Below are 18933 nucleotides of genomic sequence, written 5' to 3'. Positions count from 1 at the left end.
GCTCCTTCGGCGGAGGCGGTTAACGGTGGTTCTCGTCAATGTACTGAGCGGTACACCGGTCGGTCATCGGGCCGCGGGTGTGATCGCGCGCACGTTGCGTAACCGCTCCGCGCGGCGGTGCACTGGACCCATGCTGACGCGCATCGACCACATCGGGATCGCCTGCTCCGACCTCGACGCCACCGTCGACTTCTACCGTGCCACGTACGGCTTCGAGGTGTTCCACACGGAGGTCAACGAGGAACAGGGCGTACGCGAGGCCATGCTGAAGATCAATGAGACGTCGGACGGCGGCGCCTCCTACCTCCAGCTCCTGCAGCCGATCCGGGAGGACTCCCCGGTCGGCAAGTGGCTGGCGAAGAACGGCGAGGGCGTGCACCACATCGCCTTCGGCACGGCCGACGTCGACGCCGACGCCGCGGCCGTGCGGGACAAGGGCGTCCGCGTCCTCTACGACACCCCGCGCACCGGCTCCATGGGCTCGCGCATCACCTTCCTGCACCCCAAGGACTGCCACGGCGTGCTGACGGAACTGGTCACCTCGGCGCCCCGCCCGGCCGAGGAGCACTGACCCACACCTGCCCCGGCCGGTAGAGTGCAGGTTCGGCCGGGGTACGGGTGGGGTCCGGCCCAGGCTGTGCCGATGATCTGACACCATTTCTTCGGAAGGGCGGGCTCCGGGTTCCACCACCACGCACGGGGCCGGCCACCGACGCGACCAGGGGACGGATGGACCGCGCAGTGCGGGGCTACGAGCGCCAGGACAGCCAGCGGGCTGAAACCGACCACCTCTCGCAATTCGAGGCCGAGATGGAGCGGCTGAAGAAGGAGCGGGAGAAGGCGGTTCAGCACGCCGACGACCTCGGCTACCAGGTCGAGGTGTTGCGCGCCAAGCTGCACGAGGCGCGGCGCACGCTCGCGCACCGTCCCGCCTATGACGCGGCCGGGCTCGACTACCAGGCCGAACAACTGCTGCGCAACGCGCAGATCCAGGCCGACCAGCTGCGCGCGGACGCCGAGCGCGAGCTGCGCGAGGCGCGCGCCCAGACGCAGCGGCTGCTCCAGGAGCAGGCCGAGCGGCAGGCCCGCATGGAGGCCGAGCTGCACGCCGAGGCGGTGGCCCGCCGGCAGCGGCTGGACGAGGAGCTCAACGAGCGCCGCTCGACCGTCGAGTCGCACGTCAACGAGAACGTCGCCTGGGCCGAGCAGCTGCGCGCCCGGACGGAGGCGCAGGCCCGCCGGCTGCTGGACGAGTCCCGGGCCGAGGCCGAGCAGGCGCTGAGCGCCGCCCGCGCCGAGGCCGCGCGCCTCACCGAGCAGGCCCGCACCCGGCTGGGCGCCGCCGCCGAGGAGGCGCGGGCCGAAGCCGAAGCGATCCTGCGCCGGGCGCGCACGGACGCCGAGCGGCTGCTGACCGCCGCCTCCCAGCAGGCGCAGGAGGCCACCGACCACGCCGAGCGGCTGCGTACCGAGGCCGGCGGCGAGGCGGAGCAGGCCAGGACGGCCGCCGCCGAGCTGACCCGGGCCGCCGAGGAGCGGATGCGGGAGGCCGAGACGGCGCTGCGCGAGGCGCGGGCCGAGGCCGAGAAGGTCGTCTCCGAGGCCGGACAGGCCGCCGCGGCGCGGCTGTCCGAGGCCGAGACGGAGAACGAGCAGCGCACCCGGGCCGCGCGCGCCGAGATCACCCGGCTGGTCGGCGAGGCCACCAAGGAGGCCGAGGCGCTGCGGGCCGAGGCCCAGCAGCTGCGTGACGACGCGGCGGCGGAGGCCGAGCGGCTGCTGGCGGAGACGGCGGACAAGGCGCGCAGCGCCGCCGCCGAGGACTCGGCCGCCCAGCTGGCGAAGGCCGCGCGGACGGCCGAGGAGATGCTGTCCAAGGCGTCCGAGGACGCCCGGGCCACCACCAAGGCGGCGGCGGCCGAGGCCGAGCGCATCCGCAAGGAGGCGGAGGCCGAGGCGGAGCGGCTGCGGGCGCAGGCCGAGGAATCGGCCGAGCAGCTCAAGGGCGCCGCGAAGGACGACACCAAGGAGTACCGCGCCAAGACCGTCGAGCTCCAGGAGGAGGCGCGGCGGCTGCGCGGCGAGGCCGAGCAGCTGCGCGCGGACGCCGTCGCCGAGGCCGAGAAGGTACGGGCCGAGGCGCGCCGCGAGGCGCTGCAGCAGATCGAGGAGGCGGCGAAGACCGCCGAGGAGCTGCTGGCCAAGGCGAAGGACGACGCGGCCGAGACCCGGTCGGCGGCGACCGCCGAGGGCGAGCGGGTACGGGCCGAGGCGGCCGAGCGCGCCACCGGGCTGCGCAAGCAGGCCGAGGAGGCGCTGGAGCGCGCCCGGGCCGAGGCCGAGGAGATGGCCGAGGAGGCCGAGGACCACGCCGAGCGCACCCGTACCGAGGCCGCCGCGGCGGCGGAGAAGCTGCGCGCGGAGGCCGAGAAGGCCGCCGAGGCGCTGCGTGAGGACGCCGCCGAGGAGCTGACCCGGCTGCGGACCGAGGCCGAGGAGCGGGTCGAGGCCGCCGAGGAGGCGCTGCGCGAGGCGCGTACGGAGGCCGAGCGGCTGCGCAAGGAGGCGGCCGAGGAGACCGAGCGGCAGCGGACCGAGGCCGCGGAGCGGGCCCGGGCGCTGCGGGCGCAGGCCGAGGAGGACGCCGAGCGGCAGCGCGCGGAGGCCGCCGAGGAGGCGGCCGCGGCCCGCGCCGAGGGCCAGGAGACGGCGTCGCGGCTGCGTGCCGAGGCGGCCGAGGAGGCGGAGCGGCTGCGGTCGGAGGCCCAGGAGGCCGCCGACCGGATCCGGGCCGAGGCCAACGCGGCGGCGGAGCGGACGGCGGCGGAGGCCGCCGAAGAGCTGGCCGCCGCGCAGGAGGAGGCCGCCCGGCGCCGCCGTGAGGCGGAGGAGACGCTCGGCGACGCCCGTACGGAGGCGCAGGCCGAGCGCGAGGCGGCGCGCGAGCAGAGCGAGGAGCTGCTGGCCTCGGCGCGCAAGCGGGTCGCGGAGGCGCAGGAGGAGGCCCGGCGCCTGGTCGAGGAGGCCGAGGCGCGGGCCGCCGAGCTGGTGGCCGCGGCCGAGCAGACGGCCCAGCAGGTGCGGGAGTCCGTCGCGGGTCTGCACGAGCAGGCCGAGGAGGAGATCGCCGGGCTGCGGTCGGCCGCCGAGCACAGTGCCGAGCGGACGGTCACCGAGGCGCAGGAGGAGGCGGACCGGGTCCGCTCCGAGGCGTACGCCGAGCGCGAGAGCGCCCGGGAGGACGCGGTGCGGATCCGCGCCGAGGCCCAGTCGGCCTCGGAGGCGGCCCGGGAGCTGGCCGAGCGCACGGTCGAGGAGGCGATCGCCGAGGGCGAGCGCGTCGAGGCCGAGGCGGCGCGGGTGCTGGAGGAGGCCCGCGAGGCGGCGAACAAGCGCCGGTCGGACGCCGCCGAGCAGGCGGACGCGCTGATCGCGGAGGCGACGAGCGAGGCCGAGCGGCTGCGCGCGGACGCGGGCCGGGTGCTGGACGAGGCCGAGGAGGCCGCCGAGGCGGAGCGCGCCCAGGCGGCGTCCGACGCGGAGGCGCTGCGGACCGAGGCCCAGCGGGTCCTGGACGAGGCGCGGGACGCGGCCGACGCCCACCGGGTGGAGGCGGCGCAGCAGGCCGACGAGCTGGTCGCGATGGCGACGGCGGAGGCCGAGCGGCTGGTCTCGGACGCGTCGGCGAAGGCGCAGCAGATGCGTACCGACGCGTCGGACGCGCTGGCGTCGGCCGAGCAGGACGCGGCGCGCGCCCGGGCCGAGGCCCGTGAGGACGCGAACAAGATGCGGGCGGACGGCCGTGCGGAGGCCGAACGGATCGTCAACGAGGCGGCGGAGCTGACCTCTTCCGCGCAGGAGGACGCCGACCGCATCCTGGACGAGGCGCGCGCGGAGGCCGACAAGCGCCGCGCGGAGGCCGCGCGGCAGGCGGACGAGCTGGTCGCCGAGGCGACGGCCGAGGCCGAGCGGATGGCCGCCGAGGCCGCGCGCACGGTCGAGGAGGCCCGCGAGGCGGCGGAGGCGCACCGCGCGGAGACGGCGGCGGAGGCCGAGCGGACGCTGGCGGACGCCCAGGCCGAGGCCGAGCGGGTCCGGGCCGACGCGGCGGCGGCGCTGGAGCAGGCGCGTCAGGAGGCCGCCGAGACGGCGGACGAGGCGCGGGAGGCGGCGGCGCGGCGGCGCGCGGAGGCCGCGCGGCAGGCCGACGAGCTGGTCGCCGAGGCGACGGCCGAGGCCGAGCGGATGGCCGCCGAGGCGCGGGCCGCGCTGGCCGCGGCCCAGGAGAACGCCAACAGCACGCGCGCCGACTCGGCGAAGCTGAAGGCCGACGCGGTGCTGGAGGCCGAGCGGCTGCGCGCGGAGGCGCGCGAGGAGGCCGAGCGGACGGTCGACGAGGCGCGGGACGCGGCGGCCCAGCGGCGTACCGAGGCCGCCGAGCAGGCGGACGCGCTGATCGCCAAGGCCCAGGAGGAGGCGGTGAAGACCGCCGCCGCGGCCGAGGAGCAGGCGGACACCATGGTGGGCGTCGCCCGCCGGGAGGCCGAGCGGATCGTCGCGGAGGCCACCGGCGAGGGCAACGCGCTGGTGGAGCAGGCCCGTACGGACGCGGACACCCTGCTGGCCGAGGCCCGCGGGGACGCGACCGCCATAAGGGAGCGCGCCGAGGACCTGCGGGCGCGGATCGAGGCCGAGGTCGAGGAGCTGCACGACCGGGCGCGGCGGGAGTCCGCGGAGGCCATGCAGTCGGCCGGCGAGCGCTGCGACAAGCTCGTCGCGGCGGCCACCGAGCAGTTGGCGGAGGCCGAGGCCAAGGCGAAGCAGCTGGTGTCGGACGCCGGCGGCGAGGCCAACAAGGTCCGCGTCGCCGCGGTGAAGAAGGCCGAGGGCCTGCTGAAGGAGGCCGAGCAGAAGCGGAACGCCGCCGTGCGCGAGGCGGAGCGGCTGCGCACCGAGGCCGTACGCGAGGCGGAGCGCCTGCGCACCGAGGCCGAGGAGGAGGCGCGGCGCCTGGTCGAGGAGGGCCGGGCGGAGTTGGAGGCGCTGGTTCGGCGCCGCAAGGACATCAACGCGGAGATTTCCCGTGTCCAGGACGTGTTGGAGGCGTTGGAATCATTTGAGTCCCCCGGGGCAAGCGGCTCCAAGGAGGGCGGGGTGAAGGCGGCGGCGGGAGCCGGCGCAACTCGTTCGGGTGGCAAGCAGAGTCAGAAGTAAGCCACTCATTCGAGGGGACAATTCCCCAATCCGCCAACCGAGTACGAGGATCTGCTCCATGCGACGCCGCTCACCGCCCTAGGATTCCCTTATCACCTCACCGGTCTCTTTCGACAGGAACCCCATGAGCGACACTTCCTCCCCCTTCGGCTTCGAGCTCGTGCGGCGTGGATACGACCGCGGCCAGGTGGACGACCGCATTACCAAGCTCGTCGCCGACCGTGACAGCGCACTGGCCCGGATCACCTCTCTGGAAAAGCGCATCGAGGAGCTGCACCTCGAAACGCAGAACGCTCAGGCCCAGATCAATGACGCGGAACCGTCGTACGCGGGGCTCGGGGCGCGGGTCGAGAAGATCCTCCGGCTGGCCGAGGAAGAGGCCAAGGACCTGCGCGAGGAGGCCCGCCGGGCGGCGGAGCAGCACCGGGAGCTGGCGGAGTCGGCGGCGCAGCAAGTCCGCAACGACGCCGAGGCGTTCGCCGCCGACCGGAAGGCGAAGGCGGAGGACGAGGGCGCCCGGATCGTCGAGAAGGCCAAGGGGGACGCGGCGACGCTGCGGGCCGAGGCGCAGAAGGACGCGCAGTCCAAGCGCGAGGAGGCGGACGCCCTCTTCGAGGAGACGCGTGCCAAGGCGGCCCAGGCGGCGGCCGATTTCGAGACCAACCTGGCCAAGCGCCGCGAGCAGTCCGAGCGGGACCTCGCCTCCCGGCAGGCGAAGGCGGAGAAGCGGCTCGCGGAGATCGAGCACCGCGCGGAGCAGCTGCGGCTGGAGGCCGAGAAGCTGCGGACGGACGCGGAGCGCCGGGCGCGCCAGACGGTGGAGACCGCGCAGCGCCAGGCCGAGGACATCGTGGCCGACGCCAACGCCAAGGCGGACCGCATCCGCAGCGAGTCCGAGCGCGAGCTGGCGGCGCTGACCAACCGCCGCGACAGCATCAACGCCCAGCTCACCAACGTCCGCGAGATGCTGGCCACGCTGACCGGCGCCGCGGTGGCCGCGGCCGGTGTGCCCGGTGACGACGAGCCGATCTCGCGCGGCGTCCCGGCCCAGCAGAGCCGCTGAACCGCGGCGGTTCACCGGCGGCGAGAGCGGCCGCGCGGCGGCGGGGGACCCGCACGAGGGCGGTACGGCGGATCCGCGCGTCAGCGGCACAGAGCGGCACCACAGCGACAACGCACCACGGCGGCAACGCCGCACCGCGACAACGCATCACAGCGACAACAGCAGTACCCAGCACCACATTCGTTCGGGGGATCCCGCGCTCAGCGCGTCGTGGCCGTCCGAGGATCCGGCGGCGGCTTACGGCGCGCTGACGTGTCCCGCGCGCCCTCGCCCCCGCGAACGGCGTCCTTCCGGTGGCGGGGCCCCCGGCACGCCCGTACCGTGAATGAATGATCGAGCTGGAGGGTCTGACCAAGCGCTACGGCGACAAGCTCGCCGTCGATCACCTCACCTGCACCGTGCGCCCCGGAATCGTCACCGGCTTCCTCGGTCCCAATGGCGCGGGCAAGTCGACGACGATGCGCATGATGCTGGACCTCGACAACCCCACCAGCGGCACGGTGCGCATCGACGGCCGGCACTACCGCGAACTGCGCGACCCCCTGCGGACGGTGGGCGCCCTGCTGGACGCCAAGGCGATCCACGGCGGTCGCAGCGCCTACAACCACCTGCTGTGCCTGGCGCAGAGCAACGGCATCCCGGCCACGCGGGTGCGCGAGGTGCTGGACACGGTGGGCCTGACGTCGGTGGCGCGCAAACGGGCCAAGGGGTTCTCGCTCGGCATGGGCCAGCGGCTGGGCATCGCCGCGGCGCTCCTCGGCGACCCGCGCATCCTGATGTTCGACGAACCCGTCAACGGCCTGGACCCGGAGGGCATCCACTGGATCAGGACGCTGATGAAGGGGCTGGCCGCGCAGGGCCGGACGGTGTTCGTCTCCTCGCACCTGATGAGCGAGATGGCGCTCACCGCCGAGCACTTGATCGTCATCGGCCAGGGCCGGCTGCTCGCCGACACCTCCATGGCGGACTTCATCGCGCGGAACTCGAAGTCGTTCGTGCGGATGCGCTCGCCGGAGCACGAGCGGCTGCGGGACGTGCTCTCGGGCGCCGGGATCACGGCCGCGCCGGGCCCGGAGGGCGGGCTGGACGTGACCGGGGAGGACGCGGCCCACCTGGGCGAACTGGCGGCGCGGCACGGGATCACGCTGCACGAACTCAGCCCGCAGCGGGCCTCGCTGGAGGAGGCGTTCATGCGGCTGACGGCCGCGTCCGTGGAGTACCACGCGCGCGCGGGGGACGACGCGCCGCCGGACGCCGGGGTGCCCGGCGAGCCGCCGGAGGGGCGGCCGGGCTGGGGCGCGGACTGGCGCGGGAAGGAATCCTGATCATGGCGGTGACGGCACAGGTCCTGCGATCGGAATGGACGAAGATCAAATCCGTGCGCTCCACGGTGTGGACGCTGGGCACCGGCGTGGTGGTCACCGTCGCGCTCGGCGCGCTGATCAGCGCACTCGCGAAAAACGACTACGAAAACCTCTCCCCGAGGGACCGGTTCACCTTCGACCCGACATTCATCAGTTTCGCGGGGATGGGACTCGGCCAGCTCGCATTGATCGTTTTCGGGGTATTGGTGGTCGCCAATGAATACAGCACCGGAATGATCCGCACATCGCTGGCGGCGGTTCCGCAACGCGGCGTCTTCCTGTTCGGCAAGATCGCAATTGCGACGGCGCTCGCGCTGGTCGTGGGCATGATCACCAGCTTTCTCACCTTTTTCGTCGGACAGGCGATGCTGGGCGACCGCGGCGCGCACCTGGGCGACCCGGGCGTCCTCCGCGCGGTCGTCGGCGGCGGGCTCTACATGACGCTGATCACGATGTTCTCGATGGGGGTGGCGGCGATGCTGCGCAGCCCCATGCTCTCGCTCGGCGTCCTGATGCCGTTCTTCTTCCTGATCTCCAGCATCCTGGCGAACGTCTCGGCCACGAAGAAGGTCGGCGAGTACCTGCCCGACAAGGCAGGGCAGAAGGTGATGCAGGTCGTGCTGGTGGACGACGACGCGCCGTACGGGCCCTGGGGAGGCTTCGCGATCATGGTGCTGTGGGTGGTCGCGGCTCTGGTGGGCGGGTACGCCGTGCTGAAGAAGCGCGACGCGTAGCCCGCCGATGCGCCGCCGGTCGCTGCGCGCGCTGGGACTGGACGCCGTCCCGTTCCGGCACCCCCTGGAGTACCCGGGCCGCCCGGCCCCGGAGCCGTGCCTGCTGCTGGAGACGGAACTGCTGCCGCTGCGCGCCGTGCCGGGACGGCCGCTCGGGGCGTGGCCGGTGGCCGACGGGGACACATGGGCCCGGGACGGCACCGGGCGCGCGCTGGACACCCTCCTCACCGCCCTCGGCCGGCTCACCACCGGCCACCGGCACCCCGTCCTCGCCGTGGGCTCCAACGCCTCCCCCGCCCAGATGTGCCACAAGCTGGCCGCACACGGCCTGCCGGCCGCCGTGCCCATGGTCCCGGTGACCGTCCGCGGCATCGGCGTCGGCTGCTCCGCCCACATCGGGCGCGCCGGGTACGTGGCCGCCGCGCCGTACGCCGACCCGGCCGCCGAGCGGCGGCTGGTGGTGAGCTGGCTGGACCCGGACCAACTGGCCGCCGTGGACGCCTCCGAGCTGCACTACCGGCGCGTCCTGCTGCCCGGCACGGCGTTCCCCATGACCCTGCCCTCCGGCGACCCGCTGGGCGGCGCCTACCTCTACGTCTCCCGGCACGGCGTGCTGCTGGACCCGGCCACCGGCCGCCCGCGCCCCGGCGCGGAGGACCAGGGCACGCTGCTCTCCGCGCTGCTGCGCTCCTCGAAGCGCCTGCGCACCCTGCTCGGGCCCGACCCGCTCGCCTGGACCGAGCGGGCGCGCGCCGAGGAGGCGGTACGGGCGGAGGGTGCCCGGATCTTCCGCGAGGAGGGCTGGATCCACCCGGAAGGTGATCTTCCGTCGGGTTCCGGGACGATCGACCTCCGCCATGCCGACCTGACCCCTTGACAACGCGGGTCCCCCTCCCCCGGCATGCAATGGAACCGTCAGCCTCTCGTTATCCTCCTAACCCGAACGGGGGCACACGCCCCGACCATCTCGCGAGGGGCGGAGAATGATCGAGGCAGTCGGCCTGACGAAGCGCTACGGCGCCAAGACGGCCGTGCACAACCTGAACTTCCGGGTGAGGCCGGGGGCCGTCACCGGCTTCCTGGGCCCCAACGGCTCCGGCAAGTCCACGACCATGCGCATGATCCTGGGCCTGGACACGCCGACCGCCGGCCGGGTCACCATCGGTGGCCGCCCCTACCGGGAACTGCCCAACGCCGCTCGCCAGGTCGGCGCGCTGATCGACGCCAAGGCCGTGCACGGCGGGCGCAGCGCCTACAACCACCTGCTGTCCCTCGCCCAGCTCGCCGGCATCCCGCGCTCCCGGGTGGACGAGGTGCTGGGCGTGGTGGGTCTGCACGGCGTGGCCAAGCAGCGCTCCCGCGGCTTCTCGCTCGGCATGGGCCAGCGGCTCGGCATCGCGGCGGCGCTCCTCGGCGACCCGCAGGTGCTGCTGTTCGACGAGCCCGTCAACGGCCTCGACCCCGAGGGCATCCTCTGGGTCCGCAACCTGATGAAGCGGCTGGCCGCCGAGGGCCGGACGGTGTTCGTCTCCTCGCACCTGATGAGCGAGATGGCGCTCACCGCCGACCACCTGATCGTCATCGGCCGCGGGCAGCTGCTCGCGGACATGAGCGTCCAGGACTTCATCGCCGCCAACTCGGCCGGCTTCGCCCGCGTCCGCACCCCCGACACCGAGCCGGAGAAGCGCGAGAAGCTCACCGCCGCGCTGGTCGAGGCGGGCGGCCAGGTGCTCCCCGAGCCCGACGGCGCGCTGCGCGTCACCGGCCTGGAGCTGCCCCGGATCAGCGACGTCGCCCACGACCACGACGTCCGCCTCTGGGAGCTCTCCCCGCACCAGGCGTCCCTGGAGGAGGCGTACATGCGGATGACGCAGGGCGCCGTCGACTACCGGTCGACCCACGACGCCCGGGCCGGTTTCCAGCCGCCGGCGGCCCCCGGTTACGGGATGCCCGGCGGGCCCGGCGCGCCGGTGCCCCAGGGGTGGAGCGGGCCGGCCGGCTACCCGGTGCTGCCGGGCGAGCAGCCCAACCCGTACGCCCAGCAGCAGCCCGCGGCGGCCCCGCAGGCACCGGAGGCACCCCGGCCCCCGCAGCACCTCGCGGCCCCCGCCGCCCCGCCGCAGCCGCCGGCCGGCGCACCCGCGGCGGCCCCGGCCCCCGCAGCACCCTCAGCCCCGTCAGCACCCGCCGACCTGACCAAGCGCGACACCGAGGACGCCCGATGACCACCCCGACGACCCCTCAGCACCCCGCGCCCCCGCAGGGCGCGCCGCAGCACGCGCAGCCGTACTGGCCCGGTCAGGCGGGCCCCGGCGGGCCGGGCGGCTATGTCTCGCCGGTCCCGGTGCGCGCGGCGCACCTCGGGGACGCCGTCGTCGCCGAGTGGACGAAGATCCGGAGCCTGCGGTCCACGATGTGGACGCTGGGCACGATGCTGGTGCTCGTCGTCGGCCTCGGCCTGACGCTGTCGCTGGTCGCCTCCGCCTCGGACAAGCTCGCCAGCGGTGAGGACATGCTGGGCCTGGGCGCCGTCGGCGTACTGCTCGGCATGATCCCGGTGCTCACCCTGGGCGTGCTGACCATCTCCTCCGAGTACGGCACCGGGCTCGTCCGCACCACTCTCACCGCCTGCCCCAGCCGCTCCCGGGTGCTGACGGCGAAGGCGATCGTCTTCGGCTCCCTGTCCTTTGTGACGACGCTGATCGCGACGCTCCTCGTCGCCATGATCAGTGCCGCCCTGCTGAGCGACCAGGTCACCGAGGACCCGACCGCGGGCCAGTGGTTCAAGGCGACCGTCGGCGTCAGCCTCTACGTGGCGCTGGCCGGGCTGCTGGCGCTGGCCGTCGGCACCCTGCTGCGGCACTCCGCCGGGGCGATCACCGGCATGCTGGGCCTGGTGCTGCTGCCGCCGCTGCTGTCCCTGTTCCTCCAGGCCGACGCCGTCAAGGACATCGGCGAGGTGCTCGCCAAGTACTCGATCCCCATGCAGCTGTTCACCCTCTACGGGGCGAACGTGGACGGCGGCCCGTCCGGTTGGGAGCCGCTGTGGATCATGCTCGCGCTGACCGCCGCCGCCACGGCCGGCGCCCACCTGGTGCTGAACAAGCGCGACGCCTGACGGCAGTCGAGACGAGCGGTACTCAGTACCGCGGCGCGTTACGGGACCGCTGGAGCCGCGCGCTCCGGCGGTCCCGCGCGTTCCAGCAGGACTTGTGCCAGTGCCGGCGGTCCTCGACCCCGGCGCCGTACTGCGGCCACACCACCAAGTGCGGGACCCCGGGCGGGATCTCCTGGTCGCAGCCGGGGCAGCGGTAGCGCTTGCCCGCCGAACTCCCGCCGACCATGCGGACCGACCAGTCCTCGCCCTGCCAGCTCTCCGTCTGCTCCAGGCCGTAGCGCGTCCCGCCGCCCTCGTACCGGTCGGACTCGGCGGCTTGGCTGGCGGCGCCGCCTCGGGGGCGGTTTCGGCGCGGGGACACGGGTCACCTCGGAGGTCGGACGAGCTACGGGCTGTGACCAGGGTACGCGGGACGGTCACCACCCCGGCCGGACGTACCCCAGCCCTACCCGGCCACCCTCTCCGATCATCATGAAAACTTCCTGAGCGCCCGTACCTCGTGGCACGTGTCGGGCGTTATTGCCACCGGGGGGTCGGGTCGGTCGCGCAGGAAGGTGCACGAGATGCGCGTTGGAGCGTTCGTCCTGGCCGCCCAGTTCCCGGGCCAGGGTCACGGAGAGGCGCTGTACCGGGCGGTGCGGACGGCCGAGGTCGCCGAGGAGGCCGGGCTCGACGCGGTCTGGCTGGCCGAGCACCACTTCGTCCCGTACGGCGTCTGCCCCTCGGCGGTGACGCTGGCCGGGCTGCTCCTGGGCCGCACCCGGCGGATCCGGGTGGGCACGGCGGTGAGCGTCCTGCCCACCACCCACCCCGTGACCCTCGGGGAGCAGACGGCGGTGCTGCACATCGCCTCGGGCGGCCGGTTCACCCTCGGGGTGGGCCGCGGTGGGCCCTGGGTGGACCTGGAAGTGTTCAACGCGGGCGTCCAGGCTTACGAAGAAGCGTTTCCGGAATCCCTCGAACTGCTGATGCGCTGGCTGCGCGAACCCCGCGTCGGCGCTTCGGGCAAACGATTCTCCTTCCGCGAGGTGCCGGTGGTGCCGCGCCCGGACGAACTGCTCGACCGGCCCGGTCCGCCGGTGCTGGTCGCCTGCACCTCGCCCGCCGGCGTCCGGCTGGCCGCCCGGCACGGGCTGCCCATGCTGCTCGGCATGCACAGCACCGACGAGGAGAAGGCCGAAATGGTGTCCCTGTGGCGCAAGTGCGCCCTGGAATCCGGGAGTTCCCCGGAGCACGTGGCGACCGCCGGGCACGTCGCGGCGGGCGTGGTGCAGGTGGCGGACCGGCGCCAGGAGGCGGCGGAGACCCTGCTGAAGGCGATGCCCGGCTGGCTGCGCCAGGGCCTCGGCGCGCACGTCACCGTCGACGGCCGGGAACGCCGGATGCGGGACCCGCTCGCGTACACGGAGCTGCTCTGCTCCCTCCACCCGGTCGGCTCGCCCCGGCTGTGCGCCGACCGCCTCGCGGCCACGGCGGAACGGACCGGGATCCGCGGCTTCGCGCTGCTGGCCGAGGGATCGGGGGACCTCGCGGCGACCGAGGAGAACCTGCGCAGGCTCGGCGCGGAGGTACTGCCGCTGATCCGCTGAGAACGGTGACGGTCTTTGGCCGTTTCCCACGGGGCGCGCGGACGCGTGCGCGCCACACGGCGGGCCGCCCCCGGCGCGCGGCACGTCGTCGGCGCCGCGCACCGCGGTGACCGCCCCCGCTCCCCGGCCACAGGTTCCGGGGAGCCGCCGCCCCCGTACCGTCCCGCGCCCCCGCGCGCGGAGCGGCGGCGGCGCCGGTTCAGCAGTCGCGCAGCTCCGGGGACTGGTTGAGGAGCTGCCCGCGGACGGACGTGAAGCGGGCCAGCCGCTCGTCGGCCGAGGGGTCGAGCGGGAAGACGGCGACCCGGTGGCAGTTCTGGAACGCCAGCCGGACCCCGAAGTGCCGCTGGAGCGCTCCGCGGATCGCGTCGCTCGCCAGGGCGCGCAGCAGCTGACCGCGCGCCTGCTCGTCCGGCGGCGGCGTCCGGTTGTCGGCGAACTCGCCGCCTTCGACCTCGAGCCGGGTCACCAGCGAGCTGATCATCTCCCAGGCGTAGGGCAGGGAGTTCCGGACGCAGTCGACGAATGCCTCTTCGTCGACCTCGCCTCGCTCGGCCTGTTCGAGGAGGGCCGGTGAGACGTCGAGCGACATGAGTTCTCCTCTCGCGGACCCCGCCGGGCGGGGTCCTGGGGTGGGCGAGCGGACGACGACGCCCTGTGCCCGTACGACGACCGCCCGCTTCAACGGTAATCCGGCCACTGCTGCCCCACCAGGAGAACGCACCTACAACTGGCCACCGGCGAACGGGCCCATCCAGGGCGAATCGCGTCCGGTGCCGGGAGTCGAGTAGCGTGGCTCACCATGCGTCTCGTCATCGCCCGTTGCTCCGTGGACTACGCCGGCCGGCTCACCGCCCACCTGCCGTCCGCCCCCCGTCTCATCCTCGTCAAGGCCGACGGCAGTGTCTCGATCCACGCGGACGACCGGGCCTACAAGCCCCTCAACTGGATGTCCCCGCCGTGCACCCTCAAGGAGGGCGACGGCAGTGTCTGGACGGTGATCAACAAGGCGGGCGAGAAGCTCATCATCACCATGGAGGAGGTCCTCCACGACTCCTCGCACGAGCTGGGCGTCGACCCGGGCCTCATCAAGGACGGCGTGGAAGCGCACCTTCAGGAGCTCCTCGCGGACCGCATCGAGACCCTCGGCGAGGGCTACACCCTGATCCGCCGCGAATACCCGACGGCGATCGGCCCGGTCGACATCCTCTGCCGCGACGCCGACGGTCAGACGGTCGCCGTCGAACTCAAGCGCCGCGGCGAGATCGACGGCGTCGAACAGCTCACCCGCTACCTCGAACTCCTCAACCGCGACCCGCACCTGGCACCGGTACGCGGCATCTTCGCCGCCCAGGAGATCAAGCCGCAGGCTCGTGTCCTCGCGACGGACCGGGGGATCGGGTGCGTCGTGCTCGACTACGACGCGCTGCGGGGGATCGAGGACGACAAGCTGCGGCTGTTCTGAGGGGCCCCGGGGGCTCCGCCCCCGCACCCCCGAAGCGCCCTTCGGGCGCTGTCCTCAAACGCCGGACGGGCTGGAGCGGGCGCCCTCTTCAGCCCGTCCGGCGTTTGAGGACGAGCGGCGAAGCCGCGAAAAGGGGGTCTGGGGCGCAGCCCCAGGAAACGGCGAAAGGGCGGGACTGGGGCACCCCCACCCCGGTCAGCTACTCGGCTTGACCGTCCCCGACCCCGCCGAGTCACCCCCGCCGGCAGGCGGAGTCGGCTTCTGCGTCACCGGCGGCTCCGTCTTCGGCGTATCCGTCGGCTCACTCGGAGTGGTCGGAGGCTGAGTCTTGGTCGACTCACCGCCCCCCGGCGTACGAGTGGGCCCAGTCGAGTGCCCACCACCAGGCGTCCGGGTGGGCGACGGCGAGTCATCGGGCGAAGCGGTGCCCGACGGCGACGGCGAGGTGCTCCCGGACGGCGTCCCCGACGGCGCCCCACTCGGCCCCTGCGTACCGACCCGCTCCGACGCGCCACCCCGCCCCCGCATCGGGGCGGGCCCACCCCCACCCCCCACCGGATGGTCGGCGGTCAGATCGGGCTCCCCGTCCTGCTGGGAAGCGGACCGGTCCGGCTTGACCGCGTCCTGATCACCGCCACCCGACTCGCCGCCCCCGGCGGACGTCCCGAGCGACACGACGGTGCCGAGCACGGCGGCGAGCACCACGCCGGCCCCGGCGGCGGCCAGGTTGCGGCGCCCGCCGCCGGCCATCAGCTTCTGCACCCACGCCTGCGGCCGGCCGCCCCGCTTGCCGCCCGCCGGGGGCGCACCGGCGCCCGTCCCGGCGCGCGGCGCGGGAACGCGGTTGATGGCCGCGGTGGCGACGCGGTCCGGGTCGGTGGTGAAGGGCGCGGGCCCGGCCGGCGGCGCCGCGGACTGCTCGCTGCGGGCCGCCGGGACCTCCTCGCCCGCGGACCCGCGGGGGCCGCCGGCCGGCGCGGCGGGCGGCCGGACGGCGGGACCGCCGGGCCGTCCGACGGGCGTGGGGGCGGGCGCCGGCCGGGACCGGTCGGCGACCAGGGCGAGCGCCCGCCGGCTCGCGACGGCGCCGCGCTTGTCGGCGAGCACCCCGCGCAGCCCGGTGGACGCCTCCAGTTCGGCGCGCGCCCGGCCCAGGTTCCCGGTGCACAGCGCGAGAACGCCCAACTCATGGTGGAAATACGCTTCTTCGCCCACTTCGCCGGCCAGTCGCGCGGCCTCCTGTCCATGCCGGAGCCCGCGCTCCCAGGCGCTCCAGTGCAGGGCGCCCGCGAACGCCGGCGCGGCCGTGCGGGCCAGCAGGACGGCGGCGGCCGGGTGGCCGGGCGCGCCGGAGGTGACCAGGGCGGCGAGCGCGGCGAGGACGACGTCCGCCTCGGCGGCGATGCGCTCGGGGGTGACGGAGGGGTGCCCGGCCCACCAGGCGTAGTGCCGGGCGGCGGCCAGGACGCGCTCGGCGGCGCCCTCGGACCGGTCCGCGGCCGCCAGGTCTCCCGCGACCCCGGCGGCCACCCGGTAGTGCGCGCCGACGACGGTGATCAGCCCGCCGTCGAACAGCTCCGCCACGGCGGCGTCGGCGTGCTCGTCCCCGACGAGCGCGGGCAGTTGGGCCTGGTGCGGCACCTCGCCGCCCAGGGCGAGGGCGAACCGCAGGGTCTCGCGGGCGGAGTCGCTCAGCCGGGCGGCGAGCGCCGCGGCGGGCGCGGTCCCCCGGGGCAGCGGTTCGCGCCGGCCGGCCGGGGCCCCCTCCCCGCCGCGCGAGGGATCGCCCTCGGCGACGCCGTCCTCGGGAATGCTGAACGGCCGCTCCCCGTCGGCCGCGTCCGCGTCGGACGCGGCGCTGTCGAGCCGCCGCAGCAGCGCGCCGGCCTGGACGAACCGCAGCGGCAGCCCGTCCGACTCGACCCACAGGTCGGCCGCCCAGTCGGCCTCCTCGTCGGTGAGCGGCCGGTCGACGGCCGTCTCCAGGAGCTCCAGGCACTCGGTGCGGTCGAGGCCGTCGAGGACGACCTCCTCGACGTGCGCGTCGGCGGAGGGCGCCGGGACGTCGGGCCGGGCGGCGAAGAGGAAGGCGCACTCCGGGGTGGCGTCCAGGAGTTCGTCGAGCGCGGCACCGCCGAACTCCAGGTCGTCCAGGACGACGACCGCGCCGATCTCCCGTACGGCGGCGGGCAGTCCGGCCCGGTCGGGCCGGTGCAGGGGCGCGTGGTGGACGGCGGCGAAGAGCTCGTGGAGGAGGTCGGCGGTGGTGCGGTGACGGCCGTTCAGCCGGACGACGCCGTCGGGCGCCAGGTGGGCGCAGTCGGCCGCGAGGACGTCCAGCAGGGCGGTGCGCCCGGAACCGGCGGGGCCGGTGAGGCGGACGGAACGGCCGCGCGAGAGCAGCCGGCCGAGCCGTTCGCGGACCTCGGCGCGGCCGATGAGCGGCGCCCCGGACCGTACGGCGCCGGCGGGCGGCGGCGGGACGGCGGCGCGGTCCCGCTCCGCGCGTGCCTCGGGATCGTGCCGGCGGGCGGGCGGGGGCATGCGGCCGGGCGGACAGGGCTCTATCTCACTGCCGTCCACGGGGTTGACGGTGAGCAGGTAGTCCCCGGCGACGAGCTGGACGACCCGGACCGGGGCGGGGCTCTGACCCGTCTCCTCGCCCTGCTGGGCGGGCACCGGGGAGCCGGTACCCGTACGGCCCTCACCCGGCCGCGCCGCGTCGGGTGTCCGGTTGGTCGGGTCCATCGTTCAAAGCCCCCCAGTCGCGTGGCGTGCCGTCGTGTCCTCCCGGCCTGTCCGCGCTCTTCCGACCACCGGTCCGGCGCCCCGCGGGCTTCTGCAAGGCGAAAGCGACGGGAAACCGAACAGACCTTGGGACAGTATCGCCGACGGGGAGCGCCCACGGCGCCCCGGGCGTCACCCTCGTGCGGGCAATCCGGACACTCGGCTCACACCCGCCTCATCCGGCGCGTTCACACGCCGGGAGGGGGGTGACGCGGCCCGGCTGTTCGGGGTCCTCGATGGCCAGGATCCGGTGCAGCCGGGTGGCCACCAGCACGCGCTGCATCCGGTCCGGCACCCCGCGCAGCACCAGCCGCCGGCCGGTGCGCCCGGCCCGGCGGTGGGCCCCCATGATGACGCCGAGTCCGGTGGCGTCCCAGGAGTCCAGCTCGGTGAGGTCGAGGACGAGGTCGCCCCGGCCGGCGTCGAGCGCGGAGTGCAGGACCGTTCGGGCGTCCGCCGCGTTGCGGACGTCGAGGCGGCCCCCGACGACCAGTTCGGCGTGGTCGCCCCTGATGTGCATATGCGCTCCCCTGAGTGCTGCGTGGTGTGGTTGTGGCTCTAAAGAACTGACTGCCTCTCACACGCGAAGGTTGCCGTCCGTTAGCGAACCATTACCGAATTCACACGGCAGGGTGAACCGGGCTTTGCGCGGACGGCTCAGTACTGGTAGAAGCCCTGCCCGCTCTTGCGGCCGAGGTCACCCGCGTCCACCATGCGGCGCATGATCTCCGGCGGGGCGAACTTCTCGTCCTGGCACTCGGTGTAGATGTTCCCCATCGCGTGCATCAGGATGTCGACGCCGGTGAGGTCGGTGGTGGCCAGCGGGCCCATCGCGTGGCCGAAACCGAGCTTGCACGCGGTGTCGATGTCCTCGGCGGTGGCCACCCCGGACTCGTACAGCTTGACGGCCTCGCCCACGAGCGCGGTGATCAGACGGGTGGTGACGAACCCCGCCACGTCCCGGTTGACGACGATGCAGGTCTTGCCGACGCCCTCGGCGAACTCTCGGGCCTTGGCGAGCGTCTCGTCGCTGGTCTTGTGGCCGCGCACGAGCTCGCACAGCTGCATCAGCGGAACCGGGGAGAAGAAGTGGACGCCCACGACGCGCTCGGGGCGGGAGGTGGCGGCGGCGATCTTGGTGATCGGGATGGCGGAGGTGTTGGACGCGAGCACGGCGTCCTCGCGCACCATCCCGTCCAGCGCGCGGAAGATGTCGCGCTTGGTGTCGACGTCCTCGAAGACCGCCTCGACGACGACGTCCGCGTCGGCCGCCGCGTCCAGGTCGGTGGTGGCCGTGATCCGCCCGAACGCCGCGTCGGCCGCCTCGGCCGTCAGCTTCCCCTTGGAGACGAACTTGTCGTACGAGGCCCGGATCCCGTCGGTGCCCCGCTTCAGCGCCGCGTCGGTGACGTCCCGCAGGACGACCTCCCAGCCGGCCTGTGCGGAGACCAGGGCGATACCGGAACCCATCAGTCCGGCTCCGACGACGGCGAGCTTCTTGGCCACGACTGTCCCCTTAATTCCTGTGCGCTTACCGGCGGTTCACTTACGGCTCCGCTGCGGACCTTAGCGCCCGTCACCGCGCTGGTGGGGGCAGAG

The 18933-nt window shown here is 74.4% G+C and carries 15 protein-coding genes; 10 read left to right on the top strand and 5 right to left on the bottom strand.

The genetic code is table 11. From position 1 onward, the window contains the following. Positions 1-130 precede the first annotated feature (130 nt). From mce to J7W19_RS22345, 8 genes are all read left to right on the top strand, one after another. Positions 131-571: a methylmalonyl-CoA epimerase gene (mce, locus tag J7W19_RS22380; RefSeq protein WP_004950823.1), complete on the top strand. Its 441-nt coding sequence runs from the start codon at positions 131-133 to the stop codon at positions 569-571. A gap of 170 nt (positions 572-741) precedes the next feature. After that, positions 742-5214 carry a polarized growth protein Scy gene (gene scy, locus J7W19_RS22375; RefSeq protein WP_210455463.1) on the top strand — a complete coding sequence of 1491 codons (4473 nt, stop codon included), beginning with the start codon at positions 742-744 and terminating at the stop codon, positions 5212-5214. Positions 5215-5338: 124 nt separating this feature from the next. Beyond that, positions 5339-6277 carry a coiled-coil domain-containing protein gene (locus J7W19_RS22370; protein ID WP_004952125.1) on the top strand — a complete coding sequence of 313 codons (939 nt, stop codon included), beginning with the start codon at positions 5339-5341 and terminating at the stop codon, positions 6275-6277. A gap of 329 nt (positions 6278-6606) precedes the next feature. Then, complete coding sequence (locus J7W19_RS22365) at positions 6607-7602, top strand: ABC transporter ATP-binding protein (RefSeq protein WP_004952124.1); 996 nt, start codon at positions 6607-6609, stop codon at positions 7600-7602. 2 nt (positions 7603-7604) lie between these two features. After that, positions 7605-8375, top strand: a complete 771-nt coding sequence (locus tag J7W19_RS22360; protein WP_004952121.1) for an ABC transporter permease subunit — start codon at positions 7605-7607, stop codon at positions 8373-8375. Positions 8376-8382: 7 nt separating this feature from the next. Continuing rightward, positions 8383-9252, top strand: coding sequence for a hypothetical protein (locus tag J7W19_RS22355; protein ID WP_004952119.1), 870 nt, complete (start codon positions 8383-8385; stop codon positions 9250-9252). 106 nt (positions 9253-9358) lie between these two features. Beyond that, complete coding sequence (locus tag J7W19_RS22350) at positions 9359-10600, top strand: ABC transporter ATP-binding protein (protein WP_004952116.1); 1242 nt, start codon at positions 9359-9361, stop codon at positions 10598-10600. Beyond that, positions 10597-11493: an ABC transporter permease subunit gene (locus J7W19_RS22345; protein ID WP_004952115.1), complete on the top strand. Its 897-nt coding sequence runs from the start codon at positions 10597-10599 to the stop codon at positions 11491-11493. Before J7W19_RS22350 ends, J7W19_RS22345 begins: the two co-directional genes overlap by 4 nt. A gap of 22 nt (positions 11494-11515) precedes the next feature. On the opposite strand, the gene J7W19_RS22340 is transcribed toward J7W19_RS22345, so the two are convergent. Next, positions 11516-11854, bottom strand: coding sequence for a hypothetical protein (locus J7W19_RS22340; protein WP_004952112.1), 339 nt, complete (start codon positions 11852-11854; stop codon positions 11516-11518). Positions 11855-12056: 202 nt separating this feature from the next. Here J7W19_RS22340 and J7W19_RS22335 point away from each other — a divergent pair, with 202 nt between their 5' ends. After that, a complete protein-coding gene (locus J7W19_RS22335; protein ID WP_004952109.1) occupies positions 12057-13082 on the top strand; it encodes an LLM class flavin-dependent oxidoreductase in 1026 nt (341 codons plus the stop codon). A gap of 199 nt (positions 13083-13281) precedes the next feature. Here J7W19_RS22335 and J7W19_RS22330 read toward each other — a convergent pair whose 3' ends face one another. Then, positions 13282-13674, bottom strand: a complete 393-nt coding sequence (locus tag J7W19_RS22330) for an SCO5389 family protein (protein ID WP_004952107.1) — start codon at positions 13672-13674, stop codon at positions 13282-13284. Positions 13675-13884: 210 nt separating this feature from the next. On the opposite strand from J7W19_RS22330, the gene nucS reads away from it, so the two are divergent. Then, positions 13885-14547 carry an endonuclease NucS gene (gene nucS, locus J7W19_RS22325; RefSeq protein WP_004952105.1) on the top strand — a complete coding sequence of 221 codons (663 nt, stop codon included), beginning with the start codon at positions 13885-13887 and terminating at the stop codon, positions 14545-14547. Positions 14548-14742: 195 nt separating this feature from the next. Here the strand turns inward: nucS and J7W19_RS22320 are convergent, their stop codons facing one another. The 3 genes from J7W19_RS22320 to J7W19_RS22310 all read right to left on the bottom strand — a co-directional run bounded on the left by J7W19_RS22320 (position 14743) and on the right by J7W19_RS22310 (position 18840). Continuing rightward, positions 14743-17295: an ATP-binding protein gene (locus J7W19_RS22320; protein WP_004952102.1), complete on the bottom strand. Its 2553-nt coding sequence runs from the start codon at positions 17293-17295 to the stop codon at positions 14743-14745. A gap of 214 nt (positions 17296-17509) precedes the next feature. Beyond that, entirely contained in the window at positions 17510-17854 is a 345-nt protein-coding gene (locus J7W19_RS22315) for an STAS domain-containing protein (protein WP_004952101.1), read from the bottom strand. A gap of 137 nt (positions 17855-17991) precedes the next feature. Beyond that, entirely contained in the window at positions 17992-18840 is an 849-nt protein-coding gene (locus tag J7W19_RS22310; protein WP_004952099.1) for a 3-hydroxyacyl-CoA dehydrogenase family protein, read from the bottom strand. Positions 18841-18933: the final 93 nt, after the last annotated feature.

The sequence above is a fragment of the Streptomyces mobaraensis NBRC 13819 = DSM 40847 genome (genome assembly GCF_017916255.1).
In the GTDB taxonomy this organism is placed as follows: domain Bacteria; phylum Actinomycetota; class Actinomycetes; order Streptomycetales; family Streptomycetaceae; genus Streptomyces; species Streptomyces mobaraensis.
The sequence above is the reverse complement of the archived record's forward strand: the minus strand, read 5'-3'. Positions and strand labels throughout refer to the sequence as shown.

Bases quoted from the DNA above. Each gene is read 5' to 3' on its own strand.
- mce (WP_004950823.1), top strand. From the start codon at position 131: ATGCTGACGCGCATCGACCACATCGGGATCGCCTGCTCCGACCTCGAC.
- J7W19_RS22370 (WP_004952125.1), top strand. From the start codon at position 5,339: ATGAGCGACACTTCCTCCCCCTTCGGCTTCGAGCTCGTGCGGCGTGGA.
- J7W19_RS22365 (WP_004952124.1), top strand. From the start codon at position 6,607: ATGATCGAGCTGGAGGGTCTGACCAAGCGCTACGGCGACAAGCTCGCC.
- J7W19_RS22360 (WP_004952121.1), top strand. From the start codon at position 7,605: ATGGCGGTGACGGCACAGGTCCTGCGATCGGAATGGACGAAGATCAAA.
- J7W19_RS22355 (WP_004952119.1), top strand. From the start codon at position 8,383: ATGCGCCGCCGGTCGCTGCGCGCGCTGGGACTGGACGCCGTCCCGTTC.
- J7W19_RS22350 (WP_004952116.1), top strand. From the start codon at position 9,359: ATGATCGAGGCAGTCGGCCTGACGAAGCGCTACGGCGCCAAGACGGCC.
- J7W19_RS22345 (WP_004952115.1), top strand. From the start codon at position 10,597: ATGACCACCCCGACGACCCCTCAGCACCCCGCGCCCCCGCAGGGCGCG.
- J7W19_RS22335 (WP_004952109.1), top strand. From the start codon at position 12,057: ATGCGCGTTGGAGCGTTCGTCCTGGCCGCCCAGTTCCCGGGCCAGGGT.
- J7W19_RS22330 (WP_004952107.1), bottom strand. From the start codon at position 13,674: ATGTCGCTCGACGTCTCACCGGCCCTCCTCGAACAGGCCGAGCGAGGC.
- nucS (WP_004952105.1), top strand. From the start codon at position 13,885: ATGCGTCTCGTCATCGCCCGTTGCTCCGTGGACTACGCCGGCCGGCTC.
- J7W19_RS22320 (WP_004952102.1), bottom strand. From the start codon at position 17,295: ATGGACCCGACCAACCGGACACCCGACGCGGCGCGGCCGGGTGAGGGC.
- J7W19_RS22315 (WP_004952101.1), bottom strand. From the start codon at position 17,854: ATGCACATCAGGGGCGACCACGCCGAACTGGTCGTCGGGGGCCGCCTC.